This window comes from Marinobacter sp. M3C (assembly GCF_023311895.1).
In the GTDB taxonomy this organism is placed as follows: Bacteria; Pseudomonadota; Gammaproteobacteria; order Pseudomonadales; family Oleiphilaceae; genus Marinobacter.
The window spans coordinates 3,570,829-3,592,292 of sequence record NZ_CP092284.1; the positions used below are offsets into that span (position 1 = coordinate 3,570,829).

Consider the following 21,464-nt stretch of genomic DNA (forward strand, 5'->3'; position numbering starts at 1 on the left):
ACCCGCGACAGTGCCTAGCGCGTGACGTTGGGTGACGCACCGAAAACTTGCTCAATACCTTTAGTACCTTTCCTGCCGAAAACACGGGTAGCAACACGAACTGCCTGGGAATACATCGACTCAATTTCACGAGGGGACTGCGTCAAGGAAATGGCTTTGGGATACAAGCTCACCGCTTGGCTAAAGTCTTCTAGCATTAGACAAGCCTCGGCCTCGGTAGCTACACGCCAGTTAGTCTCCCTAGCGTTTGAGCAGTATTCCTTGACTCGTTCAGCCATCCCACGAACGGAGGTTGGAATGTCTGCGGAGGCAGGCGAGGCTATTAGGTCAAGAAAGGCAATGTTTATAGCGTGGTAGAAAGATTGCTCGGGATCGTTGCTAGCTTCGGCTTGGTCAAGCGCGACTGAATAGAGTTCTCGGGCCCGATGAAGATCTGCAGAGCTCCGCTCAACTAGCCAACGCCGCTTTATTCTACCTGCTAGGACACCTAGTGCATCGGTTGATTCGAATTTACCATGCTGTTCCAATATAAGAAGAGCTTCTTCGCCTCTGTTAAGGCCATCAAGGGCTAAGGCGAGTGTAGCGAGCGCATTGTCATCAAGCCCTCCAGAATGTGGTAGCAAGGCTTTCACTGCGGCTCGAAAATCGCCCAGCTCAACTGATAAACGGGCACCATCTACAACAGAGCGACTTTGTGTACCACCACTGAGGCCATGCATTACAAGTATATAACTCTGGTGATCGGGTCCTGTTGGCTTGATGATTTCGAGATGATTACCTGGAACAACTTCTCGCGCATTGCCCGGGAAGGGCTCAAGTGAGGATCGAGCAGGCACGAACTCATCCCTATCGCCAGCCACAACCTTCAGTGCAAAAGGACTGCCAGAACCGAATCGGATGTTCCACTCATGCCGCAACGAATGGATAAAAGAGCTCGTCGCTGCCATGTCACGAACCTGACGCTTCAAACCTGAGAATGGCCAAGCTTTCGACAAGCCGGCGCTAGGTGTGCCGAAGAGGAAGACATGGCTCAGTCGGTCGGCCAGTTTTGGGTCTATGAGGATGGCACGCTGAACAACGAGTCCTCCCATGCTATGGGCGGCAATCGCGACACAACGATAGTGGCTGAATGGGGGAAGAGATAGAGTTGTTTTCAGACCACTTGCGAGTGTTTCGATATCTGGATCAGCAGCCCAAACATTAGGCACATCAATGCGCAAGCTTGAAGAATAGCCTAGGCTAAATAAGTCCCAAGAGGTCAGGGCTGGGTCACCCAAGAGCAGATTAACGAACGCTGCCCAAGTGGCTCCTGTGTCGCCGGAGAATCCATGGACAAGTATTAGCGCGACATCCTGATCGTTGACGCGATGATCAACGCGAAACGGTGAAATCTCACCCGTGCTTGGCGTCATGCGCCTGATCAGTTTGCGCAAGTCAGCACCGTCAGTTCCTTCATACCAGCGCTTAGTGCTAGTTGACGGAATTCCGCAGTCGCATCTTTTCTTCCATGAGGGCTGCCTTCCCAGACTAAAATCGATGTAGCGCGATCCATTCCCGCAGCATTTTCTGCCTCTTGCACAATGGCTCTGGTCGCATCGCTGAAGGCTTGATCTCCTTCAGGGGAACCGCCGAGAATTATCAGATCGCCTTTCGCCTGAACATTGGCTATAACACGATCATAGAGTGGTCCCCACTCTCCTGGCCGATCTACTACCGACGTTTCGCGGAACTTTTTAGTATTATAGGGAAGGATAACACGGCATCGAACGCCGAGGCTTATCGCAGAGTCCAGAGCCAAAAGATCTGCTCCGCAAGCTGCAGAGCATACTAAAATTCCGACGGCCTCGTTCTTGAGTAGCTGAAGAATCTCATCCTTGACGATTGGTACCCGGTCGAGTGGGAAGCGTTTAACTTCTGCATCAAAGGCATCAGTTCTTCGACCTGCCAGAGCTACAACGGCGGAACATTTTCTATCCTCGGGCGCCTTGTCTATCATCAATAGCCGATCTTGGCTGCTCGCAGGGCTTCGACAATGCGATCACGGTTGAAACTCGTAGCCCAAGATGTGCCGACATTCAGGAGGCCCGTGGGAGTCTTGTTCGCTCTGGCAAGTTTTACAGCTGCTAGCTTGAGCTTGACGTCGTCTTTCTTCGCGCGCGCTATTTCCCACTCTATCCAATGGCTGTCATTGGTCTCTTGACCCACAAGAACTAATAGGTGCGTGGCCTCTTTCATCTTCTTGGTGAGCGACGCCCGTATGGGGCCTGCTTCAGCGCTATCTACCGGCACGTTTGGCCCGCGGCTATCAAATTCGAATTCAAAGTGGGCATTGGCGTCCCAAGCTTGAAGGAGGCGCTTATAATGCACGTCTTCTGAATGATCATAACTTACGAATACCTTGGGTTTTGCCATGACGTTTCTCCGGAATTCAAGCTGAAGTGATCTAGCAGCGGGGCGCTATGAGAGCGGCGTTTTGTTAGACATTTTAAAGTCGGCGGAAAAGGCGAATATCAACAAGTTAAACTAACGACATGTAACTTTCAAGGGGTTAACAAAGGAGTCCACCAGTACCAACAGCCGCGTCGGAAATGGTCCCTCAAAAACTGACCTTTTCTCACGCCGTCAAATCGAAGCCGATTTCTCCGGTGGCCACAAAACCTCCGATGCCGGATTACTCCTGTTCCGAGAAGTCGATAAACAACATCGCCTGACCCAGCGACTGGCCAACGTTCTCGTGGATCAGCGCGATAGCTCCCGCTGGATATAATGATTGCCCAACGGGTCTGCGCGTGGCGGCCGGTTATGAAGACCTGAATGACCATGATATCCTTCGGTTCGATCAGTCTTTTCAGACTATAGCGCGACAATTAACTTGGCCGGTGCTTGATGAAACAATCGGACTCGTCTCCATCATCAGGCATTAGTAGCGGTTTTATTAATTTAGTAAGTCCAGTTACTAAATATTACTAATGCCGGTTCAACATATTGTGCTGGGCCTGCGGCTGCGTCAATCCATCCAATACTTCGATGATCGGGAACGTACAACTGAAATGTCCCTCGGGCGTCCTCCAGCAGAGGCTGGCGCCATTCCCAGTGGCTTTCGCCAATCCTGTTCCCGATCAAGGGCTTCAATCAGCAGGCGCAGTGAGCTCCGAAAATCCTTCTTGGTGGATGGTTTGCACCAGTGCGCCAAGAGCCACTGGCAATGTTTCAGCCGAATCTGCTGAATGTGTTTTACCTCAGGAAATCGATTCTCGACAGCCACTGCCATTTTTTCGATACGGCTCAAATGCTTGTCACGGGTCTTTTGGGCGCCTTCCTTGGTCTTGATACGCTTGTACACACCATTGAGGTTCATTGTCTGACTTCCTCTCCACCACGGTTGGTCCGATCTCGTTTGCCAACATAGGATGATGAGATTGTTGACCTTTTGTGGCCGCCCTGATGACCGACAGCCCCTCTCCCTGCCGAATCCGCTTCCCTGTCAAACCCCCCGGTTTGTTTCAGTGGAGCCAATTGCCCGCTTGTTCGCTCGTAGATCTCAATGAAATTTTCAGCCCGCAGGTCTTTAGGGCATTCAATGCCGACGTTTTTGAGAATCGAGCGCAAGGGATTCGCGTGCCGATTGAGAAATTCTTTGAGCGAATTGTTGGTGTCAATGAGGCACGTGCCGGTGCCGGAAATGCTGTGGAGTGCGTAATCCAGAGCCTGCCACTGCACGCTTTCAACTGGAATTCGCCGATCTTCAGATTTGAAACCTCCTTTAGTTCCCTCCAATATCCGGACTGCATTATAAATGTCAGCTTCAGCTTTCATTCTGTGGAGGTCTGCTAAGGCTGCCTCCCGAAATCGCATACCGAACGCTCGCCAGAGCAGAACTAGCGCTGCACCTCGATAGTTGCCCATGGCTTCGGCTAAACGGACTGCGTCAAGGACCTTGTCCCACGTTGCCAGTGGGAGGGTCGTTCTGATGTAGGAACGTTTGCCGACGGCATCTGCCGGTGAAAGCCAAATTGTCTGGTCCCGGCGAACGGCCCGCATGACGGTATTTAATGTCGAGATAAGATTTTGTGCATAGCTGACCTCCATATCACCCGATGCCACAAAACTTGCGAGAGCCTTAGAGTATTCAATGGCATGCGGCAGTGTGATTTTACGCAGGTCGCGAATCGGTGGGTCGAGTTTCGACAGCCAAACAAGGCAGTGCTCAAATCTGGAATGATGTGTAAAGCGGGTATTGTGGTGGTCATTCTCTCCATAGCCTTGCGCGAGAGCCACTTTAACTGCGTATCCAGGCTGATGGCCCAGACCGAAATTCCGCTTTGAGCTGTTCCTTTTAAAGCATTTCTGTTTTTTCATTTCGTAGTTTCCTAGTTGGCGATATATCTCCTGTCAGTGTGTGCAGCATGTTTGTGTGGCAAAACCCTCAGCATATGGGGTCAGGACCTCTCGGTTTTCCACACGCGTAGGCCCTGTCCCCGTACGCTAAGTCAGTTTTAACCATGTCCAGATCATGGCTCCGGGCCTCCGTTTGCGCTGCTGCAAGCGCGATTGATTTGTCCTCACAAACCGGCGAAACCATTTCTGGTCGGGGCGGGCGTCATGCAGTCAGCATAGATTGTGAGGTATGGGCACCACAGTTCGTGGTCGGGGTGGGGCGAGAACAAAAAATGAGTGGTAGCGGTGATGACGCACCGCTGATCGCATGGCAATCCACCCAGCCCTGAAGGTTTCGTTCAGGGTTTCGTTACTCGGGGCGTTGGAAAGAGCTTCGGAATGCCTGATAGCAGGCGGCGAGCTCAATCCAAAATTTATGCATCTCAATTATTTATGGTTATAAAACCAGAACAGAAAAATCGAGATATGTTGGTTGCGATCAATGCCAAAAATGGCGTTTAAGGGGGGAGGTCGTGAAGAACTCTTTCGGAAGCGCCCATAGGGCATTTTAGGGTGGATCGGCTGATCCATTTTTTCATGCTGTTTGTTTTATGGTCCCAGCTAGACGCAGTCGAGGCAGTGCCTCAATACACGGATATTGTCTGAAATATTGTCGCCGATGTCCACAGCAGTAAATGCAGTTTTAGTGCGTTTAGCCGATGATCAGTGCTCGGGAAAATCTAGCAGGGAAGGCTTCGAGTGTACTCAAAGTGTACCGTGAGTGTACCTGTGTATGTTCCATTCTCGATCAGGCGCTGCGTTGCAGCGGTTGGGTACACTGCAGGTTCACTAGAGGTTCGCTAGAAGTACAGTGGGGAAGCCATAGAACTGATTGTAAAGTTCAAGAACGTAGGGCTCATTCAGGTCCAGATACCGTGCTCCAGCCGCCCGATTACATCCCTGAGCGTCTGAATCTTTGCAGAGGTATCCATATAGCCATAAGGCGTGTCATAGCCAATAGCCCTAAGAGGGGTGTTGAGCCATAATTCGGTAGTTTCAGCATCCCCTTCGAATAACTCAACCGCCGCCGCGATTACTTCTGCTCGCAGCGCCTCCATTATCTGTGATTGATCAGTCATATTTTTCTCTTTCGGTATCAGGGACTTTAGACATGCTGCTTTTTAACCCAACAGCTTAGCCGTGGCCTAGCTCAGTTTCCGTGAGCATTGCGCACGCTCACGGCGCTGTATTTGGCTAGGTTAACGATACTTCCCCATGACAGTTTTCAAAAAACTGTTCACGGCTCCGGGGCCCGTCGTTATGCTCACAGTCCCCCCTTGGCTGTTGATCTGACGAAGCGGCAGGTGCTTGCTAGCAAGTGGCGCATCATCAAAAAGGAATAGAAAGTTGTCACCTTGCATGCATTCACACCCTGGGCACGTATTTGCCCAGTATTTCCCTTCGTATTTCTTTGAGTAGCGATACTGAACGCTTGCCGGTCGTGGCTCTGGCGGCTGATCTTCCGCGAAGGGTACGCCATGCCACCAAAACACGGGAATGACCTTCTTGCACTTCCAGCACTCTTCCGTGGCAGCGATGTACTTTGCACGTTCTGGGTTGAAAACGGGCGAACAGTTGTTTCTATCGACGTTCCACTGGCTCAATACCCTCTGGGTTGTCTTGATCTGTCTTTTGCAGGGTTCGCACAGCATGACCTTCAGTTTTGACGCCTGCGGCACCCAACGAAAAGGGTTCGCAATGACATCTGCTGCAACTAGCTCAACCCAGAATCCGTCGAGGGAGCCAGCTTTTTCCTCGCCAACGGCGTGTGTGTGTCGGATTTCGACTGCCAGGGCAATTTTTGCACCGTTGTATCCTGCAACGTCTACCCAATAACTTCCGACGGCCACCTCCTCTTGTGCGCCTGTAAAAGTACCGGGAGGTAAGGCGCGAGTGACCGCACAGCCACAGTGCTCACAGCTATTTTCGATTGTTATCGCCCGATCACTACCAAGAGCGTTTAGGTGGATTACTTGGGCAATTAGGAGCTTCGCTATTTTGTGAATTGCGCTTTCTGGACTGCAATTTGTCCCTGGTCGGTGTGCGAAGTGTGCGACCCGGACGTCACCGCGTCTGAGTGTCACCGGATCGCTGCAGCTCGGACAAACATGTTCTTCACCCCTGATAGCGTCCTCGGCTGAGGTCAACATGGCCCCGCCATCGTGAGCATGCGACAACCTGAGATGCTTGGGCGCCAAGTCTGTAGACATAAACTATCTCCTAAAAATCCCGCGTCTCGTTATTCCTCTGATTCAACGGCTCCACCCATTCGACAAAACTTCCGCCTGCTGCATTATCAACTCGATGGCTTCAGAGGCCTTATCTGGTGGGTACTTATAACGTTGTAACGTGCGGCGCACCAGAATCCGCAATTTGGCCCGCACACTTTCCCGCACCTGCCAGTCTACTGTGGTCGATTTTCGCAATTTATCGGTGATCTCGATCGCGATCTTTTTCAGAATTTCATCGCCCAGTTCGCGCACGGCGCTTTCGTTATTTGCCAGGGCATCGTAGAAGGCTACTTCGTCGGGGGTTAGACCAAGGGCGGCATCTCGCTCCATTTCCGCCTGGAACTGCTTGGCCATGGCGATGAGTTCTTCAATGACCTGAGCGGTTTCGATACCCCGATTATTGTACCGGAGCAGCGTCGCCTGCAGGCGGTCGGCGTACTTTTTCTCCTGCACTACGTTATTGCGGGTCTTGGCTTTGATGTCGTCTTTCAGTAGCTTTTCCAGAAGCTCTACCGCAAAGTTTTTGTAGGGCATCTGCCGAACGTCTTCCAGGAACTCGTCAGACAGCAGGCCGATATTGGGTTTGTCCAGGCCGCATAGGGCGAACACGTCGGTGATGCCTTCGGACACCAGAGCATTGTCCAGAATCTGTTTCAGGGCGGTGTTCTTGTCTTCTTGGGTTAGTTTCTTGTCCACGCTGGTGAACTTGGTAATTGCGGTTTTTATCTGGGACAGGAAAGCCACTTCTTTCTGTACGGTCTGGGCTTCATCCAGGGTGGCGCACAGTGAAAACGCTTTGTTCATGGCCAACACGGTATCGAGGAAGCGCTTCTTGCCGTCTTCCAGGCCGAGGATATAGTTCGCAGTTGGAACCAGCAGTTTGTGGGGTTCTTCTTCAAAGCCGGCGTAACTGAAACCTTTGCCTTTGGGGCCGGGCGCAAACATGCCGTGGATGATGTCCAGTTTCTCTAGCAGGATGGCGTAGGCTTCTTCTGCGCTGTGGGTGGGCGCGCCTTTGCCTTTGGCGTCGGTATAGGTTTTCAGGGCCTGCTTGAGTTCGTTGGCGATGCCGATGTAGTCCACCACCAGGCCGCCGGGCTTATCCTTGAACACGCGGTTTACCCGGGCGATGGCCTGCATCAGGTTGTGGCCCTTCATGGGCTTGTCTACATACATTGTATGGCAGCAAGGCGCGTCGAAACCGGTCAGCCACATGTCCCGCACGATCACCAGCTTGAGCGGGTCGTTTGCGTCCTTGAAGCGTTTCTCCAGCCGCTTCTTGGTTTTCTTGTTGTGAATGTGGGGCTGCAGCAGGGCTTTGTCAGAGGCGGAACCAGTCATCACTACTTTAATGGCGCCTTTCTCTGGATCTTCGTCGTGCCATTCCGGGCGCAGAGCCACGAGTTCGTTATACAGCTGAGCCGCAATATCCCGGCTCATGGCCACAATCATGGCCTTGCCTTCAATGATGCTGTTGCGGGTCTCAAAGTGTTTGACCAGATCTTCCGCCACCTGTTTCAGCCGGGGGCCGGAACCTACCAGCTTTTCCAGCCGGCTCCATTCACCTTTGGTTTTCTCGCGGTTGCCAACGTCTTCTTCGTCTTCAACCACTTCCTCTACCTGGTCAGAAAGCGCTTCGATGGCCTCCCGGTTGATGTCCAGCTTGGCCAGGCGGGATTCGTAGAAGATGGGTACGGTTGCGCCATCGTCCACGGCGTCTTGAATGTCGTAAATGGACACGTAATCGCCGAACACGGCACGGGTGTCTCTGTCTTCATTGGCGATGGGTGTACCGGTAAAGCCAATAAAAGAGGCGTTGGGCACGGCGTCTCGCATGTGGCGGGCGTAGCCGAACTTGTAGCTGCCGTCTTTTTTCAGGGTGGCTTTCAGGCCGTACTGGCTGCGATGGGCTTCGTCTGAGATCACCACAATATTATGGCGGTCGTTCAGAACAGGGTGGCCTGATTCGCCGTCAAGCAGTGCGAACTTTTGAACCGTGGTGAAGATAATCCCGCCAGATTCGCGCTCCGCCAGCAATCGGCGCAGGGTGTCGCGATCTTCTGCCTGCACCGGCTCTTGCTTTAAAAGTTCTTTCGCGGCGCTGAAGGTGGCGAAGAGCTGGCCGTCCAGATCGTTACGGTCAGTCACTACAATCAAAGTGGGGTTGTTCATTTCTGGTTGTTGCAGCAGTTTGCCGGCGTAACAGCACATGGAGATGCTTTTGCCGGAACCCTGGGTGTGCCACACCACACCGGCCTTCTTGCTGCCAGATACTACTTCGTCACCGTAGGTGGCGCGTTTCTCGCCAATACCATGGGCATTCATATCTCGGGCGGCAATCACCGTGGCCCGCACAGCTTCGCGTACGGCGTGGAACTGGTGGTAGCCGGCAATCTTTTTGATCAGTTTGTCGGAGTCCGACTCGAAGATAACGAAGTAACGGATGTAATCCAGGAACAGTTCCCGATCAAAGAAGCCCCGCACCATGGTTTCCAGCTGCCATGACAACAGTGGTTTGTCGTCTTCATGCCTGAGGGTGCGCCAGGGCATGTAACGCTCCTGGCTGGCGGTGAGGGAGCCAACGCGGGCGAAGTAGCCGTCACTGATGATGGCGGCTTCGTTGTAAGCGAACAGGTCGGCCGCTTCGTCTTTGTAAGTTTGAATCTGGTTGAACGCATCCCAGATATCTACGTTCTCGGCACTGGGGCTTTTCAATTCCAGCACGGCAAAGGGCAGGCCGTTGATGAAACAAACAATGTCGGGCCGGCGCAGCTGTTTGGAGCCTTCGATGGTGAACTGGTTTATGGCGCGGAAGCGGTTGGTGGTCAGATCATTGAAGTCCACCAGAAATACCTGGTCGTGGATGACCCTGTCGTGCTCTTTGTCAGAGGCTCTCGGCAGCTTGTATTCAACCGGCACGCCCTCCAGCAGCAGGCGATGAAAGGCCCGGTTGCTGATCACCAAATCCAGGCTCTCTGGTTTGCGCACCACATCTACAGCCTGCTCAACGGCGCTTTGGGGCAGGTGAGGATTAATGCGGCGGATGGCCGCTTCAAGATCAGCCAGTAACAATACCTGTCGATAGTCGACTCGCTCCGGTGACGGACCGTCCGGCGCTATGTCTGGCCCGTGGCCGATTTCCCAGCCACCCTCGGAAAACCACTCAAGGCACTGTTGTTCCAGCTGATCCTCAGTCATTCTGTACTACCTTTTTCCATATTAAATGCAGGCTGGCTGTCAGTGAAGGTGAGTTCCTTTCGCAGCGAGTGGCCAAGCTTCTATTTGATTTGCTTCTGATTATGGTGGATATAATGTACTTGAGCTATAGATCATGCTGAACCGAATTGTTGAGGTAAAGTCGGCATCGTTTCAGGTCGATTTTGCAGTTTGTTTTTTTGGGAGTATTACGGTGAACCTCAGTGACGTATGATGGCCGCGGAGGATCTAAGTATGGCCAGCGCTAACCAATTGAAAGCCCTAGTTAAATCTCATCTTGAGGGAGATGACGAAAGGTTCTATTCTGTCGCCATACAACTGGCAGCCCATGAGGCGAAGGCCGGCCATGGTAAGTTGGCAGAAGAGCTTAGAGATCTTGTTGATAAAGCGAAGTTGCAGCGAGGCAAGGATTCCAAAGACCAAGAAAAGACTGTTCCCATTGGTCGACCAAAGGGGGATCTTGCTGGCCTACTCAGTGCGTCCCTTCCGAAGAATCGTCTAGGAGAGATGGTCCTCGATGATCGCCTAGATTACCAGTTGAAGAGGGTTGTTCGAGAGCAACGCCAGGCATCACGATTGCTGGCACACGGGCTCGCTCCGCGGCGTAAATTACTTTTGGTAGGTCCTCCGGGCACGGGGAAGACTCTAACTGCCTCCGTTTTGGCGGGGGAGTTGGGATTACCTTTATATCAAGTCCGACTTGATGGGCTTATTACAAAATACATGGGTGAGTCTGCAGCGAAACTTCGCCAGGTATTCGATTTGACCGCGACAGCTCGTGGTGTCTATTTTTTTGATGAATTCGATGCCATAGGATCACAGCGAGGTCTTGCTAATGATGTTGGTGAAATAAGGCGTATTCTCAACAGCTTTCTGCAAATGATTGAGCAAGATGACTCCCATAGCCTCATAGTCGCCGCCACCAACCATCCCGAAATATTGGATCATGCCTTGTTTCGGCGCTTCGACGATATTTTGTACTATGACCTTCCGGATGAGACGAAGACTGCAGAGTTGCTCAGATCACGCCTAGGAAATCACAGTCGGTCGAGCCTCTCATGGAAGAAACTTTCTGAGAACGCCCGAGGCCTCAGCTACGCAGAAATTGTGAGAGCATGTGATGATGCCTTAAAAGCAGCGTTAATCGAAGGTAAAGACTCGATCGGAGTTGCTGATATACGATACGCCCTAGATGAACGCAAACAGTCCAAGGCGCGGTTTAGTGGGAAAGAATTTCTATAGGGAAAGTAGTAGTTCATGGCCGAAAGAGAAAGCCAGCCAAAACATCACTTTATATTTAAAAAATCAGGGGAAACTGAAAGTTTTCGTCGTCGGGGAGGTGGTGGTGACGGAAACGAAATTCCGAGGCAAAATCGTCAGTCGCACGGGCAAAGCCTACTGCAACAGGTTGAAGGCCTCAAAGCCGATATTCAGAGCGCTAGAGAGCTCCAAGAGGAGGCGGGACTGGAAGATGGTTTTGGGCTACAAATTGAATTCGAGAGCTTTCCTGATATCGAATTGGCTTTTGAGCGTTTGGCAGTTGAGCGGTCGAAGATCGAATTGCTAAATGTTCGACATGAGGATGGCAAAACGTTTGCAGCGGTTTTCGTTCCCGATGGCAAAATGCATCTTCTTGAGAGCAAGATTACCGACTATCTAAGGAAGAGCAACGCTAGCGGATCTCCTAAAAACCAGATATTGATTGATGCGATTCAGAGCATACGAAAAGCTAGTATTAGATCACTTTGGACTGACGATCCAAAGGCTTTCCCCGCAGAGACTGAGGAAGTAATTTGGTGGGAGGTTTGGTTGCCTTTGCGCGGTGATCGGTTTGGAACCGTCGCGCAATTCAGGGAACTGGCAGAAGGCTTAAGGTTCCGGGTGGCAAAGGGGCAGATAGAGTTCCCTGAGCGCACAATACTCTTGGTTCAGGGCTCTCTAGATCAGATGCAGCGCTCCATGCTGACCCTCAACAGCATTGCAGAATTAAGGCGCGCCAAAGAAACTGCAGATTTCTTTGACTCTTTGTCAACCTCTGACCAGCCGGAGTGGATACAGGAACTGCTATCACGCCTCACGATACCCGAAGCTGGCGCGGGAGTGCCACACGTTTGTGTGTTGGATACTGGAATAAATCAAGGGCACCCTCTTCTCGCCAGAGGGCTTTCTATGGAGGATTGCCATACAGTTGAACCTGGTTGGGGTACTGATGATGGGGAGGGCCATGGAACTGAGATGGCTGGACTTGCTCTACTTGGCAATTTGACTCTAGTTTTATCATCCTCGAATCCGATTAATTCGCGCCACCGCCTTGAATCCGTAAAGCTTCTCGAAAACAGTCATTCCAATGGCAGTGATCCGGAACATCACGGATATCTAACGATTCAAGCTATTGGCCGACCAGAGATTACAGCACCTCATCGGCTCCGGGTTTTTAGCATGTCTGTGACAGCAAAGGACTCCCGTGATAGAGGACGTCCGTCTGCATGGTCAGCCACTATTGATCGGCTGGCTGTTGATTATGACAACCAAGGTGAGAGCCCTAGGTTGTTTTGTATTTCTGCTGGAAATGTCGATGATCCGAATGCATGGATCAACTACCCGGACAGTAATACAACGGATGGGGTGCATGACCCAGGGCAAGCTTGGAATGCAATCACCGTTGGCGCTAGTACTGACCTAGTTAATATTACCGAGCCAGATACGGCTGATTATTCTCCGGTAGCTCAAGCAGGAGCCTTGAGCCCATTTAGCACGACCTCCCAAGTCTGGGCGGGTTTCTGGCCCTACAAGCCTGACATCGTTTTTGAGGGTGGGAATGCGGCAGTTACTCACATGTACGAAAAGCCTTATGCTTCAACTATGGCAAGTCTGAGCCTGTTGACCACCAACTTCGAACCAACCGCAAAAAGTTTTACTACGACAAACGCAACCAGTGCTGCGACTGCGCTCGCCGCGCGCATGGCTGCTCAGGTAATGGCTGAATATCCAGATTTACGAGCTGAAACCATTCGTGGATTGATGGTTCACTCGGCTGACTGGACTGCAACAATGAAACGTCAGTGGCTCCCCAATCCGACTCGCCCTAACAAAAGTGATGTCGCACGTCTCATTCGGCATTGTGGCTTTGGCGAGCCAGATCTGGAGCGTGCTTTATGGAGCGTCGAAAATTCGCTGACATTGATCTGCGAAGATGTTTTGCATCCGTTTAAGCGAGACGGTAGTAGAGCTCCTACACTGAGAGACATGAATCTGCATAGGTTACCTTGGCCTTTGCAAGAGCTGGAAGCCCTTGGTGAGGTGGAAGTCGCGATGAGGGTTACACTGTCTTACTTCATCGAGCCCAACCCCTCGGCGCGTGGGGTAAAGTCCCGTTATCGCTATGAGTCGCATGGCTTACGATTTGAGGTAAAACGACCGGACGAAGGCGATGATGCATTTCGTAGTCGGATTAATGCTGCTGCACAAGATGCTGATGAGGGTGGTTCTACTACCACTGGAAACGATCCGCATTGGTTGGTTGGGCCCAGTAACCGGCACAGAGGTAGCATACATTCAGACATTTGGCGCGGAAGTGCAGCTGATCTTGCCAGCCGAGGGGTGTTAGCTGTGTATCCGGTGAGTGGTTGGTGGAAAACCAGGCAAAAACTTGAAAGGTATGATCAGAGAGCGAATTATTCTCTGATCATCTCAGTTCTTGCTCCAGAAATTGATGTTGAACTCTATACCGCTATTGAGAATCAATTGAAGGTGCTGGTTGAGGTTTGATGTCTTGAGCTGTCTTGTACCTGTCACCTCCGGAGTAAGATTCAATTCAGTGTTGAACTCCGGCAGATTATGGCCTGCTTGAACTCGATGACTCGTTCCGTGAGCCGGAGCTGGTTGAGGGTGTAATATTGAACCAAGTGATCTTTGAGGACTTCAGTGGCCCATTGGCGGAACTGGGTTGCGCGCTTTGAACTGGCCCATCTGTGCCTGGCTCAACCAAGCTGTATCCCGCTCTAGTGCCACTTCTAGCTGGGCCTGACCATCGCTTGAAGTGAAAATCCGTACCTGCTGTTCAGTCATGACAGTTCCTTGTCTCGGGTTCCTTATAACGAAGCATATTACTCACGAAATCCAAAGCTACCAGAGATCCCGACGTTATTCCGCATCCTGAACCGCTTCCTTATTCAGGTTTGCAGTCCTCAGCTCCTGTCGAGCTTTTTCCAGGGGGCCACTCAAGGCTTGCTCTAGCCGGGTCATATGTTCAACCAGCCACTGGATCATCTCTGGCCAGTTTGCCTTGTTATAACCATCTACGGATTTTTCGTACTGAATACGGCAAGCGATTTTATCGGGTAACGGCAACCAAACCAGTTCGTTGCCAAAAGCGGTTTCGATCTGTAATTTCATGCTCTCCAGTTGGTCAAAGACAAAACGATTTGCCTCGGGGCGACTGCTCTGTAAGCTCAATCCAACTCGCACTTCGTTCTTGCCGAATATCAGCTGGTAGCCCATGCCGCTGATGCCCGATCCCGCATTTAGCCAGTGATCTTTGGCGGGGCTAATGTTGTTGAACAGCGAACAGTCACTGCGTCCAAATGCTTCCAGTGTTTGCTCCCAGAAAGCCAGGCGAAGTGTGTGCCGGTGTTTTTGCTCGTGGCTGGCGCTCTTTTCCTCGGCTTCCTTGGCCATCATGCCGATCATGAAGTCAGAGGCTTCCGGCGTGGGGATGATCTGCTCCACATTCAGGAACAACTCGTCTCCAGCCTGCCAGGGAGTTACTTTGAAGCACTGACAGTTCACGCCAAACTGGCTGAGCCAGAGTACGGTGTTGGTGACTTCCTTACGGTAGTGGGCGGCCACCAGAATCAGGCGCTGGCTTTTCAGGGTGTTGAGCTGAACGGATGGCAGGTCATCGGCCTGCAGAAACTCCAACAACAATTTTTCAGCATCGGCAGGCTCGCCGCCTTCATTCTGGGCTTTCTGGTTGAGATAGCGCTGGAAGATCTCCACCACCTGCTGCTTCTTCAGGTTGGCGCAGTAGCTGGCGTACTTCAGTGCTTGCCAAACCACATCACGGCCGCTGTCGTCGAGCTTGTTTTCGATAATGACCAGGTTGCCGTCCTTATCAATGGCCAGTAAATCCAGCCGCTCGCGAGTGTCGTCAAAGCCGTCGAACTCCTTCTGGATAATCAGCAGTTCCTCGCCGTCGCTTTGGGCCAGCGCTTGCGGGTAGTTCTCTAGCCACTCCTGCAGATGTTTGCGCTCAGTGAACCCCAGCTCTCCGAAGCGTTTGGCTTCTAGTGGAGTGATGCGGTTGGAGGCTTGGTCGATCTTAAACATCCTCAGGGTTTCCCTTAACTTTTTGCGTTGTACGGGTATCAAGCGTGTTGGCTTCGATTAGGTTTGCCAACCGGCCAACTTCCGGTTTCAAAGCACCAATTTGCTTTCCAACGGCGTTGACTGAGTCAACGAGTTTGAGGAGGTGGGGTTTGTTGATGAAACCCGGCAGATTGGCGTAAGGTTTTACGTCGAGTAAAAACTGATCGGTATGCCTTTTACTGCTGCTCATACTCTCCCACTCCAACTGGATATGGAAAGGGTCTATCGGTTTTTTAGTGTTGCTTTTTTCCTCATTTTTGGGTGAGAAAAGTTGGTAACCCACTGCAAAGAAAATGGATATTTTCCCATCCTGAGGAATGGTTGCTATTGGACCGCGGCGGTGAGAGCAGTCAAGCACGAGATCGTATCTCGCAAAGTTTTCGGAATCGCCCTCAAATTGAAAGTAGACATCTTTAGCCGGTCCTTTGCCCACATTGGCGATTGCTATATTTAGTCCGCCCGTACCATCAGGGTGCGGCTCAAAATAGGCTATCAGTCTTGGCTCTGAGCCCGCCTTGCGAAGCAAGCGGTTCTCTCGCCAAAGAAAAAGGGTTAACAACGCAATTACGAGAGTAGAAAATCCGCTGAGGACTGTTGCAAGGTCTTTCCAAGTATCCACATTGCTGACCTTTTGAAGTAAGACAGCCAACCAATCGGTCATTTATGTACCCACCGTTGTTATTTTCAGTGCCCCAGACAGAAGTTTGGGCAGAAGCGAGTCGCGCATAGCCGACAATGACTTGGATTCATTACCATGATTTCTTGCAAGCTTTAAATACGGGGATGCAATTCGGTTGAATGCTTCTGCTAGCGCTTGTGGATATATTATCCACGGAAGCTCTGCCAGCGCTTTTGCACTGGCGCGCTGCCGTCCGCTTGTGCCAGTCATCGATTGAATGGCATGTTGACGAAAGCTCGTATCTCGGGCGATGACGTAGGAAATTGATTCTGGATAGGGCTCTTTAGATTTCATCACGATGTATTCTGTGGAGCCCCAGCCAACCTGACCGCTTTCCAAGAAATCAACGAATGCTGTTTTTCCGTTTTCAAGACAAGGCGTAATTCTAGCCAGCAGAGTATCGCCGTTAATGAATTTGGTTCCACTGTTCATTTCCCGCAGAACAACGTTCTCAGCTAGGTGGCCAGAGGTGGGGACGTTCTTCATATCAAGATAAGGGGCAAGAGCTCCTTTTTTCAGCGATCTGCGAGGATTGAATTGAATTAGCTCGGAAAGTTGATCAACACGCCACCCCTCCGGAATCTCCCCCAACTCACTCTCCTGCATAGCCGACGGAAACAGCTCGGCGGTGGCGCGGAGCTCGGCGTATTGCTCGGGCTGTTCGGCCTGTTCGGCCTGAAGGCGGCTAAGGTCTTCAGGCGTCTTTCCGGATATGGCTTGCATGGCGGCGAGCAGGGCGTCGTCTTCGCTGCCGCCGGCTTCCAGTGCGGCGATTTTGGCCTTGACCGGCTCGAAATCGACAAACCAGCTTTTGAAGATGGCTTGGGCCATTTGTTCGAGGGTTTGGTTGATTTGGTGGTTGAGTTGGATTTTGTCGTCAATGGACCTTAACTGCGAGGCAATACCACGTTGTTCATGCCGGGGCGGGATTGGTAGCAACACCTTTCGCAATTCGCTTTGCTTGATTCCTTTAACTGTAGAGCCGGATGCCCGAGACTCCAGTTGCCCTTGCACATAGGCTCCCTGCATCACGTAGCGGAGGTAGTCGTTGAGTAACAGTCCCTCGGCTCCTCGGAGCGTTACTATCCGCTGCGCTAGTGCTACATTCGCGTTAGATAGCTGTGCAACTTCGCCCAAAGGTGCTTCTGTCGTAACTACTATATCCCCAGCATGTGGGAGCCCACGAACCATCCAGGAATCATAATCTTCTTCAGCAATGAACTCCTTAGCAGTGAGGATGGTACCGCCTTTTACTATCTTGGCTGTGACCAATGGAATACCATGATCCGTTTTCTTTGGGGTCTTCCCTCGGTAGTCAATCAGCGCGTCAACGGCTTCAGATAATGGCACAACCTTCCAGTGAGAAGGGAACTGATCAGCACTCATACCCCAGCCCCCCAAGATTCCGCTTAATCTCAGCTTCCAGCCGGTCACTCTCCGCAAACTGCTCTCCCAGCTGCCCGGTTAGCCGCGCCATCTTCTCGGCAAACGGCTCGCCATCGTCTTCCAGTTCCTGAGCTCCCACATAGCGCCCCGGCGTCAGTACAAAATCGTGCTTCTGGATTTCGGCCAGGCTGGCGGATTTGCAGAAGCCGGCGACATCCTCGTAGCTCTCGCCACGCTGCCAGGCATGCAAAGTGTCGGCGATCTTGGCAATGTCTTCATTGGTGAAGTCCCGCAGTACGCGATCCCTCATGAAACCCAGATTGCGGGCGTTGATGAACAGGAACTTTTCCCGGCGGTCGCGCTTCTTCTCGTTGCGCACCGTACCGTTGGCTTTGTCGCGGGTGAGAAACCAGATGCAGGCCGGGATCTGGGTGTTGGTGAACAGCTGGCCGGGCAGGGCGACGATGCATTCCACCAGGTCCTCTTCCACCAGGCGCTTGCGGATGTCGCCTTCGTTGTTGGTGTTGGAACTCATGGAGCCGTTGGCGAGCAGCAGGGCCATGCTGCCGGTCGGCGCCAGGTGGTGGATCATGTGCTGCATCCAGCCAAAGTTGGCGTTGCCTTTGGGCGGGGTGCCGTACTTCCAGCGCACGTCGTCGGCCAGGGACTCGTTCCACCAGTCTTTGATGTTGAACGGCGGGTTGGCCATGACAAAATCGGCGCGTAGATCCGGGTGCTGGTCGTCCAGGAAGGTATCGGCGTTTTTCTTGCCGAAGTTGAAGTCGATGCCGCGGATGGCCATGTTCATGGCGGCCAGTTTCCAGGTGGTGGGGTTGGATTCCTGGCCGTACACGGAAATGTGCTTCTTCTGTTCTGAGGCGTCGTAGTGCTGCTCGCGGGCATGTTCTTCGATGAACTTGTCGCTGGAAACGAAAAACCCGCCAGAGCCCATGGCGGGGTCGTACACGCGGCCAGAGTAAGGCTGCAGCATTTCCACAATCAGGGTAACAATGCTCTTGGGGGTGTAATACTGGCCGCCCTGCTTACCTTCGGCGAGGGCGAACTGGCCCAGGAAGTATTCGTACACATGGCCGAGGATGTCTTTACTTTGCAGCGCCAGCTTCTCGCCACCCAATACCGGTTTGGTGAAGGATGTGTCAGAAAAGGTGTTGATCAGGCCCAGCAGCTTGTCGTTATCCAGCTGATACTGGCTGATGCGGTTGAGGATGCCCTTGAGCTTGGCGTTGTGCTTTTCGATGTCTTCCAGGGCATTGTCAATCAGCCAGGACACGGAACGCAGCTTTACGTCGTTACCAGCATCGTCCTGCCAGAGCACAGCGCCCACGGGCAAAACGGCTTTTTCTTTCAGGGTGTTCCAGCGGGCCGGCTTGGGTACCCAGAACACGTTGGCTTCGCGGTAGTAATCTAAGACTTCCAGCTCGTCGCGCAGGGCTTGCTGGTAGTCCTCGTCGCTGTCGTAGTCGCCGGACGGGAGGTGGTAGATGTCGCTGCTTTCATCCTTGAACAATTCCAGCAATTCTTCCTGGCGCTCCTCGAAGGCATCGGACACGTACTTCAGGAAGATCAGCCCCAGCACCACGTGCTTGTAGTTGGCGGCGTCCAGGTTGGCGCGGAGCTTGTCGGCGGCTTTCCAGAGCTTGTCGTCCAGGGCTTTGAGGAATTGCTGTTCCGTGTTGTTCATGGGCTCTCTCGTGGGTGTTTCGGCAATATGGCGTTGTTCAGGGTAACGCATGGATACGACATTGAGTGTCGCTGTGGTAGGCATATTTAAAAAACAGTTAGGCGGAGAGCTTAGTGGAAGTCCGGAGAGGGCGCAATTTGTGTCCCGGCCAGTAGGATGCCGGTGATCTCGCCTTTATTCAGCAGGTGCAAATCACTTCTATTATCCAGCCCCACCGCCTGCTTTCGACAACGCCTAGGCCTAAGCGTTGGGGACAGAATGGCCACTGAAAAAACAGTCCATCCCCGAGAGTGTTTCACCGTCGAGGATGGACAGTGGCCGGAGTTAGTGAACAGTCTTCGGCGTTTGCAGCAGAATGTTCCCGCAAGTATCGAAGTTGACTACAGCATGTAACCGATCAGGCTCTTCCTCATTACGATAAAGCTCCAGCGTGATCCAGTCGTCGCCGCGGCGCATCTGAGCATTGAAGATCGTTTCGTCGCTGCCAAACTGCCTGGAGAGTTCTGCGGCCAGTTGCTGGGCCAGTTTCATGAATTTCATGGATAGGCCCCTTAAAACCATTGGTGTTTTTTGATGTCACCAAGACTGTCCGCCAGCGATTTTGGCTTTGGTGGCGTTTGTATCAGTTGGGAGCCTGTCTCCAGCGTATCTGCGATCAGCTCTGCCATGGTTTCAGTGATGGTGGCGGTTTTGCCGTCATGGCACTCCAGCTCCAACGTTACTGTTGCCGTTTTGAAGTGGTCGAGCAACCAAGCGATAACCAGGGCTTCTTGAAGAATACTGCTGATGTGACTGCAATGTTGATTCATGTTGGGTTTCCTTCTGGATTAGAGGTTTAGTTTTGACCGGTCTAAATCCAGAGCCCCGGTCTTCCATGAAATCGTCGGTTACGCCTTCACTAGCATCAAAGTATTCTTGCCATACGGGATCGGTTGGCCGCTCGTAGAGCTTGACTGATCCTTTTAGCCGTTCCAACGGCATCAGCTCTTGAGTTAGCGGCTCGGCAAGCTCGTCAGCATGGGCTGTGTGAGCATCAAGGCCCTCCAACAGTTCCTGCTCAGTGAACGTTTTCTTTACCATTGGCGTCTCCCCTGATAGCGAGAATCATCACCTCACCGGGGTGTAGTGGTCATTTAATCCCGGACAGTTTTTTAAGTTTGGGTTCTACCCCGTTTCCACGGACGGTTTTAAAACGGCCTCCGTTTGAGACTGAGGGGTGTCACGCTTAGCGGGGGAAGTCCATTAACTCGTTCCCGGTGCCCTCTTGGTCAAACCGCTCGACAAAAAATAACTTCACAAATACAAACTGTTACACAGAAGTTATATTCGTCTCCTAGTATTCTAACCACCGCTGCACTTTTTCAATGTCTTTGAGTAGGTGGTAGCCGTTAGGAACTAAAACCAAAACACGGAGGCTTTAAATGCTAAGACTATTTGTCTTATTCGCGTCTTTATTATCCATTTCGCTCATACCCATCCAAACACATGCGAGCAACAACGGAACTGCTGCTTGTGAGACTCTTCCAGAACCTTTCCAGCAGCTTGCCATAATGACGTTAGACCCGGCCGTGGGGAATCCCCCTCAAGTTGGGCTCTGCCACCGTGTTGCTAATGCTGAAAAGCACTACGCAAAAGAGGCTGATGATAAGGCGATTCAAGAGCTGGAAAAATATATTGCAGGCGTTGGTAAGAGAGGCGGAAAATTTGTTGGTGAGAGTTACGCGGCTGCATTGATATCTGAAGCTGAGAGAGTCATTTCCATTATTTCTGGTAACTTCGAACCAGAGACGATGGCTATAAATGGCGGTGTGTTCGGCTTTAATGATAAGGCACCGGTAGGCGGCGCAATCGTTAACGTTAGTTTTATCGAATCAGGATCTACGTTTACAGCAACCACAGCCAGCGATGGTCTTTTTTCAATCTCAGACTTAACGGAAGCTGGTGTATACGTCATAGACGTAACGACACAGGATGGAAGAACAGGCAGCGCTCAGGGCAGCTTACTTGAAACCGAAAACTCATCCTCTGTACTCGTTACTGTTGATCTCGCCGGCAGCGGTGCAATCTACGGAACAGTTTATGACGAATCTGGGCAGTCTGTTCCCGCCGCTCTGGTAACAGCTATCTTCCCCGATACTGACCGAAAATACTCAACAACCTCATCAAGCGATGGATCTTTTGCGCTGATGAATGTCCATGGAGATGGAACGCTGATTCTCGTTGGCTTCAAAAATGATACAGGCGCCAGCGGCTCCACCACTGGAGTCCTCTCCAGTTACTCCTCCCAGATCACACGCAACCTGACAATAAATGCGCCTCAGACGGTAAATGCTGAGTTCCTCAACAGCGGTTTCGAAAATGGCCTTGAAGGATGGTCTACAGAAGGCTCAGTCATCCTCATTGACCGAAACCTTGTTTTCACCACACCGAACTCAGGCAACTAAGG

Annotated in this window: 18 protein-coding genes and 1 pseudogene; 4 read left to right on the plus strand and 15 right to left on the minus strand. The window is 51.9% G+C overall.

Annotation, left to right across the window (positions count from 1 at the left end; translation table 11 throughout):
- Positions 1 to 14: 14 nt before the first annotated feature.
- From MIH18_RS16720 to MIH18_RS16730, 3 genes are read right to left on the minus strand one after another with little or no spacing between them, the layout of a single operon-like run.
- Positions 15 to 1,433, minus strand: coding sequence for a tetratricopeptide repeat-containing protein (locus tag MIH18_RS16720; RefSeq protein ID WP_249012974.1), 1,419 nt, complete (start codon positions 1,431 to 1,433; stop codon positions 15 to 17).
- Positions 1,421 to 1,996 carry a hypothetical protein gene (locus MIH18_RS16725; RefSeq protein ID WP_249012975.1) on the minus strand — a complete coding sequence of 192 codons (576 nt, stop codon included), beginning with the start codon at positions 1,994 to 1,996 and terminating at the stop codon, positions 1,421 to 1,423. The genes MIH18_RS16720 and MIH18_RS16725 overlap by 13 nt, the downstream gene beginning before the upstream one ends.
- Entirely contained in the window at positions 1,996 to 2,412 is a 417-nt protein-coding gene (locus MIH18_RS16730) for a TIR domain-containing protein (protein WP_249012976.1), read from the minus strand. Before MIH18_RS16730 ends, MIH18_RS16725 begins: the two co-directional genes overlap by 1 nt.
- 176 nt (positions 2,413 to 2,588) lie before the next feature.
- Between MIH18_RS16730 and MIH18_RS16735 the strand changes: the two are divergent.
- Positions 2,589 to 2,855, plus strand: a pseudogene (locus MIH18_RS16735) (transposase); the annotation flags it as partial.
- Between the two features lie 152 nt (positions 2,856 to 3,007).
- Here MIH18_RS16735 and MIH18_RS16740 read toward each other — a convergent pair.
- The 5 genes from MIH18_RS16740 to MIH18_RS16760 form a co-directional block, all read right to left on the minus strand.
- Entirely contained in the window at positions 3,008 to 3,358 is a 351-nt protein-coding gene (locus MIH18_RS16740; RefSeq protein WP_249012977.1) for a hypothetical protein, read from the minus strand.
- The gene (locus MIH18_RS16745; protein ID WP_249012978.1) at positions 3,355 to 4,359 is read right to left on the minus strand and encodes an integrase domain-containing protein; all 1,005 of its coding nucleotides are present in this window, start codon (positions 4,357 to 4,359) and stop codon (positions 3,355 to 3,357) included. Before MIH18_RS16745 ends, MIH18_RS16740 begins: the two co-directional genes overlap by 4 nt.
- 938 nt (positions 4,360 to 5,297) lie before the next feature.
- Positions 5,298 to 5,516 carry an antitoxin Xre/MbcA/ParS toxin-binding domain-containing protein gene (locus MIH18_RS16750; protein ID WP_249012979.1) on the minus strand — a complete coding sequence of 73 codons (219 nt, stop codon included), beginning with the start codon at positions 5,514 to 5,516 and terminating at the stop codon, positions 5,298 to 5,300.
- Between the two features lie 120 nt (positions 5,517 to 5,636).
- Positions 5,637 to 6,287, minus strand: coding sequence for a hypothetical protein (locus MIH18_RS16755; RefSeq protein ID WP_249012980.1), 651 nt, complete (start codon positions 6,285 to 6,287; stop codon positions 5,637 to 5,639).
- Positions 6,288 to 6,689: 402 nt separating this feature from the next.
- Positions 6,690 to 9,866 carry a type I restriction endonuclease subunit R gene (locus MIH18_RS16760; RefSeq protein ID WP_249012981.1) on the minus strand — a complete coding sequence of 1,059 codons (3,177 nt, stop codon included), beginning with the start codon at positions 9,864 to 9,866 and terminating at the stop codon, positions 6,690 to 6,692.
- A gap of 252 nt (positions 9,867 to 10,118) precedes the next feature.
- Here MIH18_RS16760 and MIH18_RS16765 point away from each other — a divergent pair, with 252 nt between their 5' ends.
- Together MIH18_RS16765 and MIH18_RS16770 are read left to right on the plus strand one after the other, a co-directional pair.
- Positions 10,119 to 11,126: an ATP-binding protein gene (locus MIH18_RS16765; RefSeq protein WP_249012982.1), complete on the plus strand. Its 1,008-nt coding sequence runs from the start codon at positions 10,119 to 10,121 to the stop codon at positions 11,124 to 11,126.
- A gap of 15 nt (positions 11,127 to 11,141) precedes the next feature.
- Positions 11,142 to 13,652 (plus strand): S8 family peptidase, encoded by a 2,511-nt coding sequence (locus tag MIH18_RS16770; RefSeq protein WP_249012983.1) that lies wholly within the window; start codon positions 11,142 to 11,144, stop codon positions 13,650 to 13,652.
- A 153-nt stretch (positions 13,653 to 13,805) separates the two neighbouring features.
- Here the strand turns inward: MIH18_RS16770 and MIH18_RS16775 are convergent, their stop codons facing one another.
- From MIH18_RS16775 to MIH18_RS16805, 7 genes are all read right to left on the minus strand, one after another.
- Entirely contained in the window at positions 13,806 to 13,952 is a 147-nt protein-coding gene (locus tag MIH18_RS16775; protein WP_249012984.1) for a hypothetical protein, read from the minus strand.
- A gap of 75 nt (positions 13,953 to 14,027) precedes the next feature.
- On the minus strand, positions 14,028 to 15,212 hold the full coding sequence (locus MIH18_RS16780) for a DUF4268 domain-containing protein (protein ID WP_249012985.1): 1,185 nt from the start codon (positions 15,210 to 15,212) through the stop codon (positions 14,028 to 14,030).
- Positions 15,205 to 15,912: a hypothetical protein gene (locus tag MIH18_RS16785; protein ID WP_249012986.1), complete on the minus strand. Its 708-nt coding sequence runs from the start codon at positions 15,910 to 15,912 to the stop codon at positions 15,205 to 15,207. The genes MIH18_RS16780 and MIH18_RS16785 overlap by 8 nt, the downstream gene beginning before the upstream one ends.
- On the minus strand, positions 15,913 to 17,316 hold the full coding sequence (locus MIH18_RS16790) for a restriction endonuclease subunit S (protein WP_249012987.1): 1,404 nt from the start codon (positions 17,314 to 17,316) through the stop codon (positions 15,913 to 15,915). It abuts the gene before it with no gap.
- On the minus strand, positions 17,306 to 19,018 hold the full coding sequence (locus tag MIH18_RS16795; RefSeq protein WP_249012988.1) for a class I SAM-dependent DNA methyltransferase: 1,713 nt from the start codon (positions 19,016 to 19,018) through the stop codon (positions 17,306 to 17,308). The genes MIH18_RS16790 and MIH18_RS16795 overlap by 11 nt, the downstream gene beginning before the upstream one ends.
- A 324-nt stretch (positions 19,019 to 19,342) precedes the next feature.
- Positions 19,343 to 19,558 carry a hypothetical protein gene (locus tag MIH18_RS16800; protein ID WP_249012989.1) on the minus strand — a complete coding sequence of 72 codons (216 nt, stop codon included), beginning with the start codon at positions 19,556 to 19,558 and terminating at the stop codon, positions 19,343 to 19,345.
- 11 nt (positions 19,559 to 19,569) lie between these two features.
- Positions 19,570 to 19,827, minus strand: a complete 258-nt coding sequence (locus MIH18_RS16805) for a hypothetical protein (protein ID WP_249012990.1) — start codon at positions 19,825 to 19,827, stop codon at positions 19,570 to 19,572.
- Between the two features lie 612 nt (positions 19,828 to 20,439).
- On the opposite strand from MIH18_RS16805, the gene MIH18_RS16810 reads away from it, so the two are divergent.
- A complete protein-coding gene (locus tag MIH18_RS16810; RefSeq protein WP_249012991.1) occupies positions 20,440 to 21,462 on the plus strand; it encodes a carboxypeptidase-like regulatory domain-containing protein in 1,023 nt (340 codons plus the stop codon).
- Positions 21,463 to 21,464 lie beyond the last annotated feature (2 nt).

Coding starts and splice junctions, on each gene's coding strand:
- MIH18_RS16725 (WP_249012975.1), bottom strand. CDS start 1,996: ATGATAGACAAGGCGCCCGAGGATAGAAAATGTTCCGCCGTTGTAGCT.
- MIH18_RS16730 (WP_249012976.1), bottom strand. CDS start 2,412: ATGGCAAAACCCAAGGTATTCGTAAGTTATGATCATTCAGAAGACGTG.
- MIH18_RS16740 (WP_249012977.1), bottom strand. CDS start 3,358: ATGAACCTCAATGGTGTGTACAAGCGTATCAAGACCAAGGAAGGCGCC.
- MIH18_RS16745 (WP_249012978.1), bottom strand. CDS start 4,359: ATGAAAAAACAGAAATGCTTTAAAAGGAACAGCTCAAAGCGGAATTTC.
- MIH18_RS16750 (WP_249012979.1), bottom strand. CDS start 5,516: ATGACTGATCAATCACAGATAATGGAGGCGCTGCGAGCAGAAGTAATC.
- MIH18_RS16760 (WP_249012981.1), bottom strand. CDS start 9,866: ATGACTGAGGATCAGCTGGAACAACAGTGCCTTGAGTGGTTTTCCGAG.
- MIH18_RS16765 (WP_249012982.1), top strand. CDS start 10,119: ATGGCCAGCGCTAACCAATTGAAAGCCCTAGTTAAATCTCATCTTGAG.
- MIH18_RS16770 (WP_249012983.1), top strand. CDS start 11,142: ATGGCCGAAAGAGAAAGCCAGCCAAAACATCACTTTATATTTAAAAAA.
- MIH18_RS16775 (WP_249012984.1), bottom strand. CDS start 13,952: ATGACTGAACAGCAGGTACGGATTTTCACTTCAAGCGATGGTCAGGCC.
- MIH18_RS16780 (WP_249012985.1), bottom strand. CDS start 15,212: ATGTTTAAGATCGACCAAGCCTCCAACCGCATCACTCCACTAGAAGCC.
- MIH18_RS16785 (WP_249012986.1), bottom strand. CDS start 15,912: ATGACCGATTGGTTGGCTGTCTTACTTCAAAAGGTCAGCAATGTGGAT.
- MIH18_RS16790 (WP_249012987.1), bottom strand. CDS start 17,316: ATGAGTGCTGATCAGTTCCCTTCTCACTGGAAGGTTGTGCCATTATCT.
- MIH18_RS16795 (WP_249012988.1), bottom strand. CDS start 19,018: ATGAACAACACGGAACAGCAATTCCTCAAAGCCCTGGACGACAAGCTC.
- MIH18_RS16800 (WP_249012989.1), bottom strand. CDS start 19,558: ATGAAATTCATGAAACTGGCCCAGCAACTGGCCGCAGAACTCTCCAGG.
- MIH18_RS16805 (WP_249012990.1), bottom strand. CDS start 19,827: ATGAATCAACATTGCAGTCACATCAGCAGTATTCTTCAAGAAGCCCTG.
- MIH18_RS16810 (WP_249012991.1), top strand. CDS start 20,440: ATGCTAAGACTATTTGTCTTATTCGCGTCTTTATTATCCATTTCGCTC.